The 16,718-nt window shown below is 72.2% G+C and carries 17 protein-coding genes; 11 read left to right on the forward strand and 6 right to left on the reverse strand.

The genetic code is table 11. The features are described 5' to 3' along the window. Positions 1 to 21: 21 nt before the first annotated feature. A complete protein-coding gene (locus tag AF1_RS14220) occupies positions 22 to 1,617 on the reverse strand; it encodes an acyl-CoA synthetase (protein WP_067798029.1) in 1,596 nt (531 codons plus the stop codon). A gap of 170 nt (positions 1,618 to 1,787) precedes the next feature. Between AF1_RS14220 and AF1_RS14225 the strand changes: the two genes are divergently transcribed. After that, positions 1,788 to 2,708: a 3-oxoacyl-ACP reductase gene (locus AF1_RS14225; RefSeq protein WP_067798033.1), complete on the forward strand. Its 921-nt coding sequence runs from the start codon at positions 1,788 to 1,790 to the stop codon at positions 2,706 to 2,708. Between the two features lie 50 nt (positions 2,709 to 2,758). Here the strand turns inward: AF1_RS14225 and AF1_RS14230 are convergent, their stop codons facing one another. The 3 genes from AF1_RS14230 to AF1_RS14240 are packed head-to-tail and all read right to left on the reverse strand — an operon-like array spanning position 2,759 to position 4,971. Continuing rightward, complete coding sequence (locus AF1_RS14230) at positions 2,759 to 3,535, reverse strand: SDR family oxidoreductase (protein WP_067798036.1); 777 nt, start codon at positions 3,533 to 3,535, stop codon at positions 2,759 to 2,761. 14 nt (positions 3,536 to 3,549) lie between these two features. Beyond that, positions 3,550 to 4,299: an SDR family NAD(P)-dependent oxidoreductase gene (locus AF1_RS14235; protein WP_067798039.1), complete on the reverse strand. Its 750-nt coding sequence runs from the start codon at positions 4,297 to 4,299 to the stop codon at positions 3,550 to 3,552. A 48-nt stretch (positions 4,300 to 4,347) separates the two neighbouring features. Then, on the reverse strand, positions 4,348 to 4,971 hold the full coding sequence (locus AF1_RS14240) for a TetR family transcriptional regulator (RefSeq protein WP_067798042.1): 624 nt from the start codon (positions 4,969 to 4,971) through the stop codon (positions 4,348 to 4,350). A gap of 161 nt (positions 4,972 to 5,132) precedes the next feature. Between AF1_RS14240 and AF1_RS14245 the strand changes: the two genes are divergently transcribed. From AF1_RS14245 to AF1_RS14255, 3 genes are all read left to right on the forward strand, one after another. Beyond that, a complete protein-coding gene (locus AF1_RS14245) occupies positions 5,133 to 6,632 on the forward strand; it encodes an FAD-binding protein (RefSeq protein WP_067798045.1) in 1,500 nt (499 codons plus the stop codon). Between the two features lie 32 nt (positions 6,633 to 6,664). Further along, positions 6,665 to 7,879 carry an alpha/beta hydrolase family protein gene (locus AF1_RS14250; protein WP_067798048.1) on the forward strand — a complete coding sequence of 405 codons (1,215 nt, stop codon included), beginning with the start codon at positions 6,665 to 6,667 and terminating at the stop codon, positions 7,877 to 7,879. 199 nt (positions 7,880 to 8,078) lie between these two features. Further along, positions 8,079 to 9,041: a ferritin family protein gene (locus AF1_RS14255; protein WP_207394064.1), complete on the forward strand. Its 963-nt coding sequence runs from the start codon at positions 8,079 to 8,081 to the stop codon at positions 9,039 to 9,041. A gap of 45 nt (positions 9,042 to 9,086) precedes the next feature. Here the strand turns inward: AF1_RS14255 and hsaA are convergent, their stop codons facing one another. Beyond that, positions 9,087 to 10,259 carry a 3-hydroxy-9,10-secoandrosta-1,3,5(10)-triene-9,17-dione monooxygenase oxygenase subunit gene (hsaA, locus tag AF1_RS14260; protein WP_067798051.1) on the reverse strand — a complete coding sequence of 391 codons (1,173 nt, stop codon included), beginning with the start codon at positions 10,257 to 10,259 and terminating at the stop codon, positions 9,087 to 9,089. Positions 10,260 to 10,405: 146 nt separating this feature from the next. On the opposite strand from hsaA, the gene AF1_RS14265 reads away from it, so the two are divergent. The 7 genes from AF1_RS14265 (at position 10,406) to AF1_RS34350 (ending at position 15,106) form a co-directional block, all read left to right on the forward strand. After that, complete coding sequence (locus tag AF1_RS14265; protein WP_067798053.1) at positions 10,406 to 11,569, forward strand: Rieske 2Fe-2S domain-containing protein; 1,164 nt, start codon at positions 10,406 to 10,408, stop codon at positions 11,567 to 11,569. Further along, positions 11,566 to 11,808 (forward strand): ferredoxin, encoded by a 243-nt coding sequence (locus AF1_RS14270; RefSeq protein ID WP_067798056.1) that lies wholly within the window; start codon positions 11,566 to 11,568, stop codon positions 11,806 to 11,808. Before AF1_RS14265 ends, AF1_RS14270 begins: the two co-directional genes overlap by 4 nt. Beyond that, a complete protein-coding gene (locus AF1_RS14275; protein WP_067798059.1) occupies positions 11,801 to 12,598 on the forward strand; it encodes an SDR family NAD(P)-dependent oxidoreductase in 798 nt (265 codons plus the stop codon). The genes AF1_RS14270 and AF1_RS14275 overlap by 8 nt, the downstream gene beginning before the upstream one ends. Next, on the forward strand, positions 12,595 to 13,383 hold the full coding sequence (locus AF1_RS14280; protein ID WP_067798062.1) for an SDR family NAD(P)-dependent oxidoreductase: 789 nt from the start codon (positions 12,595 to 12,597) through the stop codon (positions 13,381 to 13,383). The genes AF1_RS14275 and AF1_RS14280 overlap by 4 nt, the downstream gene beginning before the upstream one ends. A gap of 116 nt (positions 13,384 to 13,499) precedes the next feature. Continuing rightward, entirely contained in the window at positions 13,500 to 14,027 is a 528-nt protein-coding gene (locus AF1_RS14285; protein WP_306303164.1) for an RNA polymerase sigma factor, read from the forward strand. Then, on the forward strand, positions 14,024 to 14,893 hold the full coding sequence (locus AF1_RS14290; RefSeq protein ID WP_067798065.1) for a hypothetical protein: 870 nt from the start codon (positions 14,024 to 14,026) through the stop codon (positions 14,891 to 14,893). The genes AF1_RS14285 and AF1_RS14290 overlap by 4 nt, the downstream gene beginning before the upstream one ends. A gap of 63 nt (positions 14,894 to 14,956) precedes the next feature. After that, positions 14,957 to 15,106, forward strand: coding sequence for a hypothetical protein (locus AF1_RS34350; protein WP_275938306.1), 150 nt, complete (start codon positions 14,957 to 14,959; stop codon positions 15,104 to 15,106). A 22-nt stretch (positions 15,107 to 15,128) separates the two neighbouring features. Here the strand turns inward: AF1_RS34350 and AF1_RS14295 are convergent, their stop codons facing one another. Continuing rightward, on the reverse strand, positions 15,129 to 16,709 hold the full coding sequence (locus AF1_RS14295) for an AMP-binding protein (protein WP_067798068.1): 1,581 nt from the start codon (positions 16,707 to 16,709) through the stop codon (positions 15,129 to 15,131). Positions 16,710 to 16,718: the final 9 nt, after the last annotated feature.

Genomic DNA, 16,718 nt, shown 5'->3' on the forward strand with positions numbered 1-16,718 from the left:
CGGCCGGCTGGGAGGACCGGGTCAGTTCTCCGTCAGGACCCGCTTGGCCCAGCGGTAGTCGGCCTTGCCGCTCGGGGACCGGACGATCGTGTCGGTGAAGGTGACCGCGGCGGGAATCTTGTAGCCGGCGAGCTGCGCGCGGCAGTGCGCCCGCAGGTCCTCGGCGGTCGCGGACGCACCGGGCCGCAGCTCCACGACGGCGGCGACGCGTTCGCCGAACCGGTCGTCGGGGACGCCGGCGACGAGCGCGTCCATCACCGCGGGGTGCGACTTGAGCGCCTGCTCGACCTCCTCGGGGAACACCTTCTCCCCGCCGGTGTTGATGCAGCCGGAGCCGCGTCCGAGGACGACGACCGTCCCGTCCGCCTCGACCCGGGCCATGTCGCCGAGGATCGTCCAGCGCCTGCCGTCGATGACGGGGAACGTGCGGGCCGTCTTGTCCGGGTCGTTGTGGTAGCCGAGGGGGACGTGCCCGGAGCGGGCGACGTACCCGACCTCGTCCGAACCGGGCGGGATCGGCTTCATGTTCACGTCGACCACGGTGACGCGGGGGTCGGCGGCGAGCCGCATCAGGCCGTCGTCGCCGATGCTGATGTTGCCGTCCACACCCGACTCGGACGCGCCGAAGGCGTTGTTGATGTAGATGTCGGGGATCAGCTCGGCGAACTCCGCCTGCACGCTGCGCGACAGGATCGCGCCGCCCGAGCCGAGCACCTTGAGGGAGGACAGGTCGTACTCCGCGCCGTGCGCGCGGATCGCGTCGGCGAGCGGACGCGCGATCGCGTCCCCCACCACCGCGACGATCATGGGCTTCTCCCGGTCGATCGTGCGGAGCGCCTCGATCGGGTCGAAGCGCCGCATCAGGATCGTCTTCGAGCCGGTGAACATCGCCATGAACATCGTGTAGGACGCTGCGCCGTGCATCAGCGGCATCGTCAGCAGGTAGCTGAGCTCGAACCCGGTCTTCGCGCCCTCGGCCAGGTCCTCGGCGGTGAGGCGCGGGTCGCCGTAGGGGTTCCCGCCCTTCAAGGCCGCCATGTAGAAGTCCTCTTGGCGCCACACGACGCCCTTGGGGTTGCCGGTGGTGCCACCGGTGTAGAGGACGTAGTGGTCGTCGGCGCTGCGGCCCTCCCGCAGGGACGGGTCGGGCTCGCCGGGCTCGGACGCGTAGTCGCCGACGCTGATCCGCGACGGCCATTCCGGCTTCCCGGCCGTCTCCCCCGTCCGGACGACCGTGACGGTGCGCAGCCCGGGGCAGTCGCCGGCGACCCGCGCGGCGGCCGGGGCGAACTCGTCGTCCACGACCAGGCCCGCGAGCCCGGCGTCGGTGTAGAGGTAGTGCAGCTCCCGGTCGGTGTACCGGTAGTTGATGTTGACCGGGACGGCCCGCGCCTTCAGGCAGCCGAGCAGCGTCTCGACGTACTCGGTGCCGTTCAGCATGTGCAGGCCCACATGCTCGCCCGGCGCGATGCCCGCCGAACGCAGCCGCAGCGCCACCGCGTCCGCGCGCGCGTCCAGCTCGGCGAAGGTCAGCCTGCGGTCGCCGCAGACGATGGCCACGCGGTCGGGGACGGCCGCCGCCACCGCCTCGAAGAGGGTCGCCAGATTCAGCGTCATGCCCGTGAGACTAGAATTCGTTCTCATTCGAGCACAAGGGGGGTCCCGCTCAGTGGTCTTCGTTTCTCGCGCCACCTGCACATACCCGCTCAGCGGGACGGTACCCCAGGTGGAACTAGAATTCGTACTAGCCTCCGGCGTGCGACCGAACATCCGATCCGGAGGCTCCGATGAACGCTGACCTCTCCCTGGCGGGCCGCACCGCCATCGTCACCGGCGCGGGCGCCGGGCTGGGCCGCGCCGAGGCCCTCGCCCTGGCCGCGCGGGGCGCCAATGTCGTCGTCAACGACATGGGCCCGGCGGCCGACGACGTCGTCGCCGAGATCAAGAAGGCGGGCGGCGAGGCCGTCGCGGTGAAGGGGGACGTCGGCGACTGGTCGATGGGCGACACGCTGGTGTCCGCCGCCGTCGACACGTTCGGCTCGCTGGACGTCCTGGTGAACAACGCGGGCGTGCTGCGCGACAAGATGCTGTTCAACCTGTCCGAGCCGGACTGGGACGACGTCATCCACGTCCACCTGAAAGGCCACGCGTCGGTGTCCCGCGCCGCCGCCGTGCACTGGCGCGCCGCGAGCAAGGCCGCCGGCGGCCCGGTCTACGGACGGGTGGTCAACACGGCGTCGGAGGCGTTCCTGTTCGGGTCGGCGGGCCAGCCGAACTACTCCGCCGCCAAGGCGGGGATCGTGGCGCTCACGCTGTCGACGTCCGCGGGGCTCGGCCGCTACGGGGTGCGCGCCAACGCGATCTGCCCCCGCGCCCGCACCGCGATGACCGAGGAGACCTTCGCCGAGGGCACCGCCCCCGGCGGCCTGGACGTGATGGCGCCCGAGCGGGTCGGCACGTTCGTCGGCTACCTGGCCTCCCCCGCGGCGGAGAAGATCACCGGGCAGGTGTTCATCGTCTACGGCGACATGGTCGCGCTGATGGCCGCGCCGACCGTGGAGCGCAAGTTCACCGCGGCCGAGGGCGTCTTCTCCGCCGAGGAGTTCGGCGAGCAGATCACGCCGTACTTCGAGGGCCGCGACCCGCACCAGACCTACGCCGCCTACAGCGTCGCCGCGCTCGACAACACCGGCACCGGCAAGTACTGAGCCGCGCCGGACGGCCGCCCCTCCACCGGAAAGGGGCGGCCTTTCGGTGTTCAGAAGACGGACGGGTCGCGGAGGCTGGCCTCCGCGCCGCCGTCCACGTAGATGACCTGGCCGGTCATGTGGGTGTTGGCCGGGGAGATCAGCCAGCGCAGCGCCTCGGCGATCACGTTCGCGTCGGCGTAGCCGTGCAGCGGCATCGGGACGGCCTCGTTCATGATCTTGAGCATGTCCGCGTCCGCGAACAGCGGCTCGGTCATCGCCGTCCGGACCACGCCGGGCGCGATCGCGTTCAGCGGGATGCCCGCGCCCGCCCATTCGGGGGTCGTGCAGACACGGCGGAGCCACTGGGCGATCGCCGACTTCGACGACGAGTACGTCTGGTTCCCGGCGCCCGCCTCGACGACCCTCTCGGCCGCCAGCAGCGCGGCGGGCTCGTCGCCGTCCAGGCAGGCGCGCACGATGGCGTCGTCCACGGGATGGGTCCCGGCGATCGAGCCGACGACGGCGGCGCGCGGCGCCTGCGCGCGGGCCAGGGCCGGGCGCAGGCCGTCCAGCAGGGCGACGACGCCGAAGTAGTTGACCTTGACGGGGAGCGGGGTGAAGTCGGAGACGCCCGCGCAGGCCACGACACCGTCCAGCGTCCCGCCCGCGCGGTCGAGCACCTCCGCGACCGCCCGCGACCGGCCTTCGGGCCCGCCGAGGTCGGCGCATACGTCGGCGTCGCGCAGGTCGATGCCGATGACCGTGTCGCCCTGGTCGCGCAGCAGTGCGGCGAGGGCCGCGCCTATGCCGGACGCCGTCCCGCTGACGGCGATGGTGCGTGCCATATGCCAAGTCCCTTCTAGGTGTGGGCACCGCCGTCGACGCGGAAGTCGGCGCCGGTGAAGTAGGCGGCGTCGGAGGACCCGGCGAACGCGATCGCGGCGGCGATCATCTCCGGGTCGGCCGCGCCGAAGTAGGAGCGGATCTTTGAGAAGTACCCGAGGTCGAGCCCCGCGGGGAAGATTCCGGGGTTCCTGGTCAGCGGGGTGTCGACCGCGCCCGGGGAGACCGGCACCACCCGGATGCGGCGCGCGGTCAGCTCGGCGGCGAGGCTGAGGGAGAACGCCAGCACCGCGCCCTTGGACGCCGAGTACGCCGTCATGAACGGGCTGCCCTGCGTCGCCGACAGCGACGCCGTGTTGACGATCACGCCCGTCCCGTCCGGGAGGTGCTTGAGCGCCTCGCGGCAGAACAGGGCGGTTCCGACGAGGTTGACGGAGAACAGCCGGTTCAGGTCGGCCACGGTCAGCGTCTCGATCGGGGTGGTCTTGTGGACGCCGGCCACGTTGACGAGGACGTCGATGCCGCCGAGCGTCTCGGCCGCGGCCGCGACGGCGGCGATCACGGCGGGCTCGTCGGTCACGTCGGCGGCGCGGGTCGCGAGGGTGCCCGGCCCGGTGACCGCGGCGGCGGTCTCGGCCAGGCCCTCGGCGGACAGGTCCACGGCGTAGACCGCGGCTCCCTCGGTGGTGAGCCGGATCGCGGTGGCCCGTCCGATGCCGGACGCGGCCCCGGTGAGCAGCACTTTCACGCCGTCATAGCGGTTCATGGCGGCACGCTAGCCGCGGCCCCGGGCCGTCCACCGGGACCATCCCGATCACCGGGAGGTCTGCGGCGCGTTCGAGCGGGAGGCCAGCAGCAGCCGGCAGGCCAGGCGGATGTCGCTCTCCACGTCCGCCATGGACGCGCGCCCGTTCAGGCTCGACTGGAGCACCCCGTACCAGCACTGCATCAGCAGCCGGACGAGGGTGACGTCCTGCGCGGTCGGGACCTCGATGCCCACGGCGCGCAGCAGGATCTCCCGGAACGTGTTGTCGATGTGGATGGTGTCGGCGACGGTCGCGACATGAGCGGTGTTCGACGCGTGCAGCATCGACGCCGACAGCACGGGCTGCGCCATCAGGCTCCGGCTGGCCTGCACCAGCAGGTCGGCGACCGCGTCCTCGGGGCTGACGCCCGGCGCGGGCGCCGACACGTGCTCGCGGAGCCGGTCGACCTGCGCCGCCATCACCGCGGTGAACAGGTGGACCTTCGACGGGAAGTACCGGTACAGGGTGCCGATGGCCACCCCCGCGGCCTTCGCCACCTCGTGCATCTGGACGCGTTCGAGGGACTTCTCCGTGCCGATCCGGGACGCGGCGCGGAGGATGCGCTGGCGCCGGTCGTGCTGCTCGGGTGAGCTCGGCTCGGCGGACATCCTCGCCGCTGCGATCCTCGCCACGGTCCTCCCCTCGGCTCCGACTCCGGTACTGACAGGAACAATATCCAGGCCCCCGGCCCTGCCCGCGATCGGCGATACCGGTCAGTGGGACGGCCTGCCCCGCCACGGCACGGGCCGCGCTTACGTTGTGCGCGCGCTGATCCCGAGGGAGGGGACATCACATGACCTGGGACGACGAGTACGACGTGGTGGTGGCCGGCTCGGGGGCCGGCGCGATGACCGGGGCGCTCGCCGCCGCCGCGAGCGGGCTGCGGACGGCCGTCCTGGAGAAGACGAAGGTGCTCGGCGGGACGTCCGCGTACTCGGGTGCGGCGATCTGGCTGCCCGGGACGCGGGTGCAGGAGCGGGCCGGGATCGCCGACTCGACCGAGTCGGCGCGCACCTACCTGCGGGCGCTGCTCGGCGACGACGGCGCGGCGCACCGCGAGGCGTTCCTGGAGACGGCGCCCGAACTGGTGGAGTTCCTGGAGAAGGACCCGGCGCTGGAGTTCGAGTGGCGCGCCTTCCCCGACTACTTCGCCGCGCCGGGCCGCCTGGACATGGGGCGCTCGTTCGTCCCCCTCGACCTGCCCGCGGACCGGCTCGGGGACCTGGCCGGGCTGGTGCGCCCGCCGGTCGACCGGGACAGGGCGGGGCGCGGGCACGCGGCGTCCAGGCCGCTGGCGCAGGGCCGGGCGCTGATCGGCCGGCTGCTGCTGGCGCTCACCGCGACCGGCAACGGCGTCGTCCGGACCGAGACCCCCCTGACCGGGCTGATCGTGGCGGACGGCAGGGTCGCCGGCGTGCGGGCCGGGCCGCTGCGGCTCCGGGCGGCGCGCGGCGTGCTGCTGGCCGCGGGCGGGTTCGAGGCGTCCGCCGGGTTGCGGGCCGCACGCGGCGTGCCGGGCGGCGCGGACCAGACGATGGCGCCGGACGGCGCGAACACCGGCGACGCGATCGAGGCGGCGGCGCGGATCGGCGCGTCCACCGGCCTGCTCGACCAGGCGTGGTTCTGCCCCGGGCTCCGCACCCCGGACGGCCTGCCCGCGTTCACGCTCGGCTTCCGCGGCGGGCTCATCGTGGACGGCTCGGGACGCCGGTTCGCCAACGAGTCGCTCCCCTACGACCAGATGGGGCGGCGGATGGCCGCCGCCGAGGGCCCCTTCCACCTGATCTGGGACGCGCGCTCGGGCGGGCTGCCGGCGATCTCCGTCCCGCCCCTGGCGGCGGACGGGCAACTGGCGTCGGGCGCGTGGGTCCGGGCGGACACGCTCGCCGGCCTGGCCGCGAAGACCGGCCTGCCCGCGGGCACGCTGGCCGAGACGGTCGAGCGGTTCAACGGCTTCGCCGAGAAGGGCGTGGACGACGACTTCCACCGCGGCGAAGACCCCTACGACCGGTACTTCTCCGGCGGCAGGCCGTGCGTCGTCGCCGTCGGCGAACCCCCGTACTACGCGGCGGAGGTCGTCCTCAGCGACCTCGGGACGAAGGGTGGGCTGCGCACCGACCCCGACGGCCGCGTCCTGGACGGCTCGGACCGTCCCATCCCCGGCCTCTACGCCGCGGGCAACACCAGTGCGTCGTTCACCGGCCCCGTCTACCCGGGGCCCGGCATCCCGATCGGGTCGGCGATGGCGTTCGCCTACCGCGCCGTGCAGGACATCAGAAGGAACCACACGTGAGACCCCTCGCAGGACATCAGGAGGAACCACGCATGAGATCCCTCAGAACACGCACCGTCACGGCGATCGCCTGCGCGGGGGCGATCGGCCTCGCCGCCGTCGCGGTCGGCGCCGGCCCCGTGAACGCCGACGCTGTGAACGCCGGCCCCGTGAACGCAGGCGCCGTCCCGGCGGGGCAGCGCGGGACGCTGCTCGGCCAGCGCCCGCTGACGAACGCGGCGGCGCTGCCCAGCGCGTCCGCCAACCGGTTCATCACCTACACCTCCGAAGGCGTGGGCGGCAAGCGGATCACGGTGTCGGGCACCGTCGCCGTCCCGAAGGGCAGGGCGCCGCGCGGCGGCTGGCCGGTGCTGAGCTGGGCGCACGGGACGACGGGGACCGCCGACATCTGCGCGCCGTCCGCCGACGCCCCGGACGGCCCGGCGCACGACTACCTGTCGGTCACCGAGGCGTACCTGGACAAGTGGGTCGCGCACGGGTTCGCCGTCGTCCAGACCGACTACGAGGGCCTCGGCACGCCCGGCGGGCACCCGTACATGAACGGCGTCAGCGAGGCGAACACGGTCACCGACATCGTCCGCGCCGCCCGCAGGGCCGACCCCCGCATCGGACGTGACTGGTTCGTCGCCGGGCACAGCCAGGGCGGCCAGGCGACGCTGTACACGGCGGCGGCCCGGCAGAAGCCGCGCGACATCCGCCTCAAGGGCGCCGTGTCGATCGCGCCCGGCTCCAACATGAGCCAGACGGCCGTCTACGTCAAGGCGCAGTACCCGGATGCGGAGGTGGCGCTGCCGTTCCTGTTCGTCCTGCTCAACGGCGCATACGCGGCCGACCCGTCGATGGTCCCCGAGGACCTGCTGACCGACGAGGCCGGGGCGGTGGCCAAGGCCGGACGCACCGGCGCGTGCCTCGCCCAGCTCAAGCGGCTCAGCGCGGACCTCCCGCTGCACAAGGTGTTCCGTCCCGGCGCGGACCTCACCGCGTTCGAGACCTACTACAACTCGCAGGAGGCCCTCGGCCTGGAGCTGGAGGTCCCGACGCTGGTCGCCCAGGGCACCGCCGACCGCGAGGTCTCCCCCGCCGCGACGCGGAACATCGTGAACGACCTCTGCAAGCGCTACGGGGGCATCACCTACCGGACGTTCGACGGCGCCGACCACCGAGGCGGCATCGGCGCCTCCTTCGAAACGTCCCTGAAGTTCGCCCAGGACATCCGCGACGGCCGGACTCCTCAACCGACCTGCTGACCGGAGTGCGCGGTCTCGTCCCCGCGGTCGGACGAGACCACGCACCGGCCGCCTCCCATGCCATGGCATCGGCTTGGCCGAATCCGGGCTCGAATCGGGTGGTAGCGATGACCAGGGATCACTACATGTAGTAGCTGATCAACTGCATGGAGTGACATACAGTCCTGGTGTCTGCCGGGCAATCGAGGAGGAAGAGAAGATGACCGCAGCAAGGTTCACCCGAACCTGCGCCGGCCTCGCCTGCACAACGGCGATGCTGATCGGGACGTTAGTGCCGGCCGCGTCCGCGGGAGAAGAGACCCCCACCAAGACCCGGCGCAACACGCTCACCGCGATGCACGGTGAGGCCATGGCGCACGCGAGCTACCACTTCTACGCCCAGCAGGCCGGGCGCGAGGGTCTGGGCAAGGTGCGGGTCCTGTTCGCGAAGACCGCGCACACCGAACTCCACGACCACTTCACCGGCGAGGCGGGCCTCATCCACTTCGTCCGCGGCGACGCGGCCAACCTGCGCGAGAGCATCAGGGGCGAGCGGGAAGAGGCGACGTACATGTACCCGCGGTTCGCCAGGGAGGCGTGGCAGGACAAGGACTACAACGCCGCCCGCCTGTTCATGGAGATCGCCCGCGACGAGAAGCGGCACGCCCGCCAGTTCGAGAAGGCGCTGTACGCCATCACCTACCACCGCGGGCGCATCCCCGAGGGATTCGCTCCCGAACCCGTCGAGGTCCCCGCGGGCAAGCCGAAGGTGCGTTCGGCGAGGACGCTCCGCAACCTCGAAACCGCCATGCGCGGCGAGGCGTTCGCGAACGCCAAGTACACGCTCTACGCCGAGCACGCCGAGGCCCGCAGCCCGGAGCTGGCGCGGCTGTTCCAGCGCGCCGCCGCGGTGGAGCTGACCGAGCACTTCGCCGGGGAGGCCGTCCTCGCCGGGCTCGTCCACCGCACCGCGGACAACCTGCGCAGAAGCATCGCCGGCGAGACCTACGAGGCCACGACGATGTATCCCGAGTTCGCACGCGTCGCCCGGGCCGAGGGCGACTGCAAGGCAGCGGAGCTCTTCACGGAGATCGCCGGGGACGAGGCCGCGCACGCGCGGGCGTTCCTGCGGGCGCTCCGCCATCTCCACCACTACCACCACATGGCGCGCACCGATTCCTGACGGGCGCACGGCGCACGCCGCCGCCGGCGGCGGCGTGCGCCGTGGTCACACCAGGTTGTCTTCGACCTTGAGGCCGAACACGCCCCGGCCCCACATGGAGAGGGCGTGTTCGACGTCGTTCGCCACGTGGACGCTGCCGGCGTGGGCGTCGCGCCAGGCACGCTCGATGACGTTGCCGCGGTGCAGGGAGTTCCCGCCGGCGGTCTTGAACAGGATGTCGATCGCCTGGATGGCGCGCTCGGTGCCGCGGACCTGGTCGCGGCGGGCGCGCAGCCGCAGTTCCATCGGGATCTTCTCGTTGCGCGCCGCGTACTCGTAGATCTCCCGGATGTTCCGGTCCGTCTGCAGGATCGCGGCGTCGATCTCGGACGCGGCGCGGGCCACGGCGACCTGGGCGTGCGGGTCCTCGACGAACCGGCCGCCGCCGAGGCTCAGCCGGATCCGGTCGCGCATCTTCGCCACGTACATCGCGTGGCAGCCGGCCGCCATCCCGATCACGCTGGCGGTGACGGTGCTGGTGAAGATCGTCCCGAACGGCATCCGGTACAGCGGGCCGGTGTTGACCTTGCGGCCGGGGTTGCGGAGCTGCGCCTGCTCGAAGTTGCGCATCGCCCGGTGGGACGGGACGAACGCCTTCTCCACGACGATGTCGTCGCTGGCGGTGCCGCGCAGGCCCATCGAGTCCCACACCTCGCGGACCTCGAAGTCCTGCCTGGGGACCAGCACCGTCATGAAGTCGACCGGGCGTCCCTCCGCGCCGACGACGAGCGCGCCGAGAAGGGCCCAGGAGGCGAACTCGACACCGGACGAGAACGACCAGCGTCCCGTCACCTCGTAGCCGCCGTCGACCGGGGTCAGCCGGCCGATCGGCGCGTAGGACGAGGAGATGAGCGTGTCCGGGCCGGCCCCCCACACCTCGCGCTGCGCCTCGTCCGCGAACAGGCCGAGATGCCAGGAGTGGACGCCGAGGATCGCGGCGACCCAGCCGGTCGAGCCGCAGGCCCCGGAGATCTCCCGGACCACCTCGTAGAAGGCGACCGGGTCGGTCTCGGCGCCGCCGTACCGGGTGGGCTGCAGCATCCGGAACACCCCGGCGGCCGTCAGCTCCCGCATCGTCTCGGCGGGAATGCGCCCCTTCTCGTCCACGGACCGGGCCCGCTCCGCGATCCCCGGCAGCAACCCGCGCACGGCGTCCAGGACCTCTTCACTCCCGCTCATCCCCGCCCTCCCTTTCCTATTGCGGCCTTTGCAGGAGACCATGCTCGCGTATCGCCGCGGACCCCCGCGTCCCGGCCACCGGGACTCGCCGGTCGGGACGGTGACCTGCGTCCTAACGTTCGAATCACCCATCCATCGCCGAAGGGATGATCCACGTGACCGCAACCGAGTCGGACGCCGTCCGCGCCATCGAGGCGGAGGCGATCTCCCGCCGTTTCGCCCGGGGATGGCACTGTCTCGGGCTCGCCGACAAGTTCAAGGACGGCAAGCCCCACACCGTCCACGCGTTCGGGCAGAAGCTCGTGGTCTTCACTGGCGCGGACGGGAAGACGAACGTCCTGGACGCCTACTGCCGGCACATGGGCGGCGACCTGTCCCAGGGCACGGTCAAGGGCAACGAGATCGCCTGCCCGTTCCACGACTGGCGCTGGGGCGGCGACGGGCGCTGCAAGTCGATCCCGTACTCGCGCCGCGTCCCGCTGCGCGCCCGCACCTCCGCGTGGCCGACGCTGGAGCAGGACAAACTGCTGTTCGTCTGGAACGACCCGGAGGGCAACAAGCCGCCGGCGGACGTGACGATCCCGCAGATCGAGGGCGCGACCCGCGACGACTGGACCGACTGGCGCTGGACGGAGACGGTCGTCCACACCAACGCGCGCGAGGTCATGGACAACATCGTCGACATGGCGCACTTCTTCTACATCCACAAGTCGTTCCCGACGTACTTCAAGAACATCTTCGAGGGCCACACCGCCACGCAGATCATGAAGGGCCGGAGCCGGGAGGACGCCCGCCAGCAGCGGGAGGGTAGCGGGGGCGGGCCGCGGATGCTCGGCAACACCTCCGTCGCGGCCTACCACGGCCCCTCCTTCATGATCGACGAGCTGACGTACCACTACGAGGGGTACGACCTCAGCTCCATCCTGATCAACTGCCACTACCCGATCGACGAGAAGTCCTTCTCGCTGCACTCGGGCATCATCGTCCAGCACAGCGACGCGCTGCCGCCCGAGGCGGCGGAGGCGACCGCGCAGAAGCTGTCGGACTTCATCCTGGCCGGTTTCGAGCAGGACATCGAGATCTGGCGGAACAAGACCCGCATCGACAACCCGCTGCTGTGCGAGGAGGACGGGCCCGTCTACCAGCTGCGCCGCTGGTACGAGCAGTTCTACGTGAACGCCGCCGACGTCAAGCCGGAGATGACGGACCGCTTCGAGTACGAGATCGACACGACCCGCCCGGTCGAGTCGTGGGAGAAGGAGGTCGCCGAGAACCTCGCGCGCCGGGAGGCCGAGGGGGCCTCGGCGTGACCTCCCGCCAGGACGAACGCCTCCTGGACGGTCCGCTGGTGCCCGTCTCCTGCCGCCGCTGCGCCGCCGGGGTACTGGTACGCAAGTCGAGCTGGGAGCAGACGAGCATCCAGTGGAGCGCCGCCGCGCGGGCCGCGTGCGTGAACCTCGACGAGGACCCGCACGAGACCTGCCCGGCGCTGCGCTCGGCGATCCAGGAGGCGGCGCTCACCGGCGCCCTCAAGGTCGTCGATGGGTGAGCTCGCCGGGCGGGTCGCGGTCGTGACCGGCGCGGGCGACGGTATCGGACGAGGCGTCGCCCGCCGCTTCGCCGCCGAGGGCGCCCGCGTCCTGGTGGCGGAGCTGGATCCGGACGGCGGTGCCCGGACGGCACGGGAACTGGCCGACGAGTTCGGGGCGGAGGCCCTGTTCGTCCAGACCGACGTCACCGACAGAACGCAGGTTCTGGGCATGGTCGCGGCGGCCGTCGAGACGTGGGGGTCGGTGGACGTCCTGGTCAACAACGCCTGGGGCGCCGGGACGGTGAGCCGCGTCGAGACCAAGACCGACGACCAGCTCGCCCGCGGCTTCGCCATGGGCTACTACGGCCCGTTCTGGGCGATGCGGGCGGCGTTTCCCCACATGAAGGCGCGCGGGTGGGGACGCGTCATCAACATGTGCTCGCTGAACGGGGTCAACGCCCACATGGGGACCCTGGAGTACAACTCGGCCAAGGAGGCGCTGCGGACGCTGACCCGCACGGCCGCCCGCGAATGGGCGCCGGCGGGTGTCGTCGTCAACGCGATCTGCCCGGGGGCCAAGAGCGCCGCGTTCCGGCGGATGGCGGCCGGGCATCCGGAGATCGAGGCCGCCGCCGACCGCGCCAACCCGATGGGCCGCCTCGGCGACCCGGAGACCGACATCGCACCGGTGGCGGTGTTCCTGGCGTCCGAGGGCGCCCGCTACCTGACCGGAAACACCCTGTTCGTGGACGGCGGCGCGCACATCAACGGCGTCGCCTGGACCCCGGACCTGGACGGAGAACAATGATCGACGAATACGGCCCGTGGGCCGTCATCGCGGGCGGCTCGGAGGGGGTCGGCGCCGCCTTCGCCCACCGGCTCGCCGACGCGGGCCTGAACCTGGTGCTGATCGCCCGCAAGCCCGGCCCGCTGGCGGAGACCGCGGCGGCCGTCCGGGCGAAGGGGGTGCGGGTCCGGACCCTGGAACTGGACCTGGTCTCCCCCGACCCGCTGAAGAAGGTCCGCGAGCTCACCGACGGCCTGGACGTCGGCCTGCTGATCTTCAATGCGGGCGCGAACAGCTACGGCCACGAGTTCGTCACCGGCGACCTGGAGCGCTTCCAGGGCGTCATCGACCTCAACATCACCGCGCAGCTGGCCTTCACGCACCACTTCGGCGGGCTGATGAAGGAGCGCGGCCGCGGCGGCATCCTGCTGGTCGGCTCGCTCGCCGGCTACATGGGCCAGCCGCAGATCAGCATCTACTCGGCCGTCAAGGCGTTCGGCCGGATCTTCGCCGAAGGGCTCTGGCTGGAGCTCCGCGAGCACGGGGTGGACGTGCTGGAACTCGTCCTCGGCGTGACCCGCACCCCGGCAATGGAACGCGCCGGCCTCAACATGGACATGCCGGGCCTCAACGTCGCCGAACCCGACGACATCGCCCGCGAGGGCCTTGAGCACCTGAAGGACGGCCCGGTCTGGGTCGCGGGCGGCAACTACGAGATGGCGCGGAAACGCGCGGGCTTCCCCCGCGACCGCCTGGTCGCCGGCGCGCACGCCGCCATGCGGAGAATGCTGCCCAAGCCGTCCTGACGCCCCCGGCGCGTGCCTGGTAGAGGCGGCGGCGCGGACGGGGTGAAAGATTCGGGGACGTCCCGACATGAGCAGGTGACCACCGACTCCAGGAGGCCACATGCCAAGGATCCCCGATGATGGATGAGGACGAGTTCGCGGCCGTCTACGCCGCGACCTACAAACCGCTGCTCGGCTACGCGCTGCGCCGCTGCGACACCCCCGAGGACGCCGCCGACGTCGTCGCCGAGACCTTCGCGACCGCCTGGCGGCGCGCCGCCGACATGCCCGCGGGCGACGAGGCCCGGCTGTGGCTGTACGGGGTGGCGCGCCGCGTCCTCGCCAACCACCGGCGCGGCGTGCTGCGCCACTCGCTGAAGACGGCGGCACTGCGCGCCGAACTCGCGTCGATCACCCCGGCACGGGACGAGACACCCGTGGCGGACGTCTTCCGCGCCCTGCCCGGCCGCGACCGGGAACTGCTCGCCCTCGTCGCCTGGGAGGGCCTGTCCGTCGCCGAGATCGCCACGGTGCTCGGCTGCTCCCGCAACGCGGTGAGCATCCGGCTGCACCGCGCCCGCCGCCGCTTCGCCCGCGCCCTGCGGGCCGCCGGCATCGACCGTCCCGGGCAGGTCACGCCCGCCCTGCAGAGGAGTGCGACATGATCGACGACCTCGTCGCGGGCCTGAACCCCGTGCACGACGACGACATCACGAGCGAGCCGTCCGGCCCGGCCGGGCGGGAGCTGCTCGCCGGCGTCACCGCCCTCGCACCTCGCCGCCACCGCCGCGTCCCCCGCCTCGCGATCGGCGCGGTGGCCGCCGCCGGCGTCGCGGCCGCGGCCGTGTTCGTACTGCCCGTCCAGGACTCGGGCCCGCTGCGCAGCTACGCCAACGCCGCCGTGCGGGTCGAGGTCAAGGGCGGCGAATACGAGGTGGAGGTCAAGGACGCCTACGCCGGCCAGCGCGAGTTCCGGGAGGCGTTCGCGAAGGTCGGCCTCGACGCCAGGCTCAGCATCGTCCCGGTGTCCCCGGGCCGCGAACGCACCGTGATCCGGACCGGTTCGCTGCACGCGACCCGCGAGGGCCAGATCCCGCCCGGCGGGGTGACCGGCACGGAGACCACCGTCCTGCAATGCCCGCCCGGCCAGGCGGCCTGCCCGCTGAAGGTCCGGCTCGGCGGCGCGCTGTTCCGCCTGGCGGGAGCCGACATCGTCATCGGCCGCAAGGCCCGCCCCGGCGAGATCTACCAGGACGCCACTCCGGCGCGGGGCGACCGCCCGGCGAGCCTCCACCTCACCGGCCGGACCGTCGGCCAGGCGCTCGCGGACCTGCGGAGCAGGAACCTGACCTGGGCCTTCTTCCTCGGCGAGTTCAAGCCCGACGGGTCGGGCGGGGGGTGGAACCCGCCCGAGTCCTGGCGTCCGGCCGACGGCCGCCGCGTCACCGGCGCGTGGATGCGGAGCTCCGATTCGGTCGGCCTCCTGGTCACCCCGGTCAAGAACGACCCGCAGCCGACCCCGGACGGCTGAGCTTGACCTCAAGTTCGGTTGAGGCCCTGGCGTCCCGCATGACCGACGACGAAGGGGTCGATCATGCGGGACGCGGGATTCGATGAGCCGGGTGGACCGGAGGTTCTCCAGGTCCTGGACGTTCCGACACCGGAGCCCGGCCCCGGGGAGGTCCGGGTCCGGGTGAGGGCGGCCCGGGTGCAGCCCTTCGACCTGGCCGTCCGCGAGGCTTGATCACACCCGGTGGTGCGGACGATCAGGGGGTGCGGAGGGTGTAGGTGCCGGCGTGGTGTTCGTAGATGGGGTCCGGGGTGTGGTGGGCGGTTTCGCGGAGGGTTCGTTTGATGACCTTGTTGGTGGGGGTGCGGGGTAGTTCCTCGACCAGGCGGATGTAGCGGGGCGTCCACTTTGTGCCCAGGTCGGGCTGGGCCTTGAGGAACGCGGTGAAGTCGGCGGGGTCGAAGGTCCGGCTCGGCGCCATGGTCACGGCCGCCATCACCTGGTCGCCCACGTGGTCGTCCGGGACGGCGTAGACGGCCACGTCCGTGAAGGGTTCGTAGCGGGCCAGGAGGCGTTCCACGGGGGCCGCGGCGAAGTTCTCGCCGTCCACGCGCAGCCAGTCGTCGTTGCGGCCGGCGAAGTACCAGTAGCCGGCCTCGTCGCGGTAGGCGAGGTCGCCCGACCACGTCCAGCCGTTGCGGACGCGTTTCGCCGTCGCCTCCGGGTTGTTGTAGTAGCCCTCGAATTTGGCGGCGCCCATGGTGTCGACGATCTCGCCTATGGCCTCCTCGGCGTTGAGCAGCGCGCCGTTCTCGTCAAACTTGGCGCGGGGGCACTCCTGGAGGGTTTCCGGGTCGATGACGACCGTGCCGGCTTCGGCCACGCCCAGGGAACCGGGGGGCGTGCCCGGGACGCGGTTGAGCCGGATCTCGCCTTCGCTGGAGCCGTACGAGTCGATGACGGTGCAGCCGAAGCGGCGGGCGAACTCGTGGATGTCACGCTCGTTCGCCTCGTTGCCGAAGGCGATGCGGAGCGGGTTGTCGGCGTCGTCCGGCTTCTCCGGGACGGCCAGGACGTAGCTGAGGGGCTTGCCGACGTAGTTGAAGAACGTCACGCCGTAGCGGCGGACGTCCGGGAGGAAGCCCGAGGCCGAGAACTTGCGGCGGAGCGCGATGCGGCCGCCCGTCGCGACGGCGGGCGCGATTCCGGCCATCAGGGCGTTCGAGTGGAACATCGGCATGACGACGTAGAACACGTCGTCACGGGTGAGGCCGCGGCGGTCGCGCTGCTGGACGGCGATCCGGCCCAGCCGCCCCTGGGAGCAGACGACCGCCTTGGGGGCCGATGTCGTGCCCGACGTGAACACCAGGGAGAAGATCGTCTCCGGCCCGACCCGGGGGAGGCCGGCGGCTTCGACGGCGGCCGGGCGTTCGGTGTGGGCGGGGGTGTCGACGGTCAGGGACGGGACGTCCGCCAGCCCTTCGAGCAGCGGCGTACGCGAGGTCTCGGTGACCAGCAGGGCGCAGTCGGTGTGGGTGATGTCGCGGGCCAGTTCGGCGCCCCGGCGGGTCGGGTTCAGTTCGACGACCGGGACGCCGGCGAGGGCCGCCCCCAGGAGCCAGAAGAGGTGCTCCGGGCCGTTCTCCAGGAAGAGTCCCACGTGGCCGCCGGCCGCTCGGGCCAGGGTCGCCCGGCGGCGGGCCTCGGCGATGACCTCGCGCCACGTCCAGGAGGAGTCCTCGAAGCACAGGGCCGTCCGGTCGTCATCGGCGCGGGCCGCGACCAGTTCGGCGAACGTGACCTCGTGGGCGGGACGGTCGTCGTGCAGCGCTGGCATGGCACTCCC

Origin of the sequence: Actinomadura formosensis NBRC 14204, assembly GCF_001552155.1 — a bacterium.
Classification (GTDB): Bacteria; Actinomycetota; Actinomycetes; order Streptosporangiales; family Streptosporangiaceae; genus Spirillospora; species Spirillospora formosensis.

Excerpts from the sequence above, each read along its gene's own strand:
- AF1_RS14245 (WP_067798045.1), top strand. The coding sequence starts at position 5,133 with ATGACCTGGGACGACGAGTACGACGTGGTGGTGGCCGGCTCGGGGGCC.
- AF1_RS14275 (WP_067798059.1), top strand. The coding sequence starts at position 11,801 with ATGGGTGAGCTCGCCGGGCGGGTCGCGGTCGTGACCGGCGCGGGCGAC.
- AF1_RS14290 (WP_067798065.1), top strand. The coding sequence starts at position 14,024 with ATGATCGACGACCTCGTCGCGGGCCTGAACCCCGTGCACGACGACGAC.
- AF1_RS14230 (WP_067798036.1), bottom strand. The coding sequence starts at position 3,535 with ATGGCACGCACCATCGCCGTCAGCGGGACGGCGTCCGGCATAGGCGCG.
- AF1_RS14285 (WP_306303164.1), top strand. The coding sequence starts at position 13,500 with ATGATGGATGAGGACGAGTTCGCGGCCGTCTACGCCGCGACCTACAAA.
- AF1_RS14250 (WP_067798048.1), top strand. The coding sequence starts at position 6,665 with ATGAGATCCCTCAGAACACGCACCGTCACGGCGATCGCCTGCGCGGGG.
- AF1_RS14280 (WP_067798062.1), top strand. The coding sequence starts at position 12,595 with ATGATCGACGAATACGGCCCGTGGGCCGTCATCGCGGGCGGCTCGGAG.
- AF1_RS14235 (WP_067798039.1), bottom strand. The coding sequence starts at position 4,299 with ATGAACCGCTATGACGGCGTGAAAGTGCTGCTCACCGGGGCCGCGTCC.
- AF1_RS14295 (WP_067798068.1), bottom strand. The coding sequence starts at position 16,709 with ATGCCAGCGCTGCACGACGACCGTCCCGCCCACGAGGTCACGTTCGCC.
- AF1_RS14220 (WP_067798029.1), bottom strand. The coding sequence starts at position 1,617 with ATGACGCTGAATCTGGCGACCCTCTTCGAGGCGGTGGCGGCGGCCGTC.
- AF1_RS14225 (WP_067798033.1), top strand. The coding sequence starts at position 1,788 with ATGAACGCTGACCTCTCCCTGGCGGGCCGCACCGCCATCGTCACCGGC.
- AF1_RS34350 (WP_275938306.1), top strand. The coding sequence starts at position 14,957 with ATGCGGGACGCGGGATTCGATGAGCCGGGTGGACCGGAGGTTCTCCAG.
- AF1_RS14255 (WP_207394064.1), top strand. The coding sequence starts at position 8,079 with ATGACCGCAGCAAGGTTCACCCGAACCTGCGCCGGCCTCGCCTGCACA.
- hsaA (WP_067798051.1), bottom strand. The coding sequence starts at position 10,259 with ATGAGCGGGAGTGAAGAGGTCCTGGACGCCGTGCGCGGGTTGCTGCCG.
- AF1_RS14265 (WP_067798053.1), top strand. The coding sequence starts at position 10,406 with ATGATCCACGTGACCGCAACCGAGTCGGACGCCGTCCGCGCCATCGAG.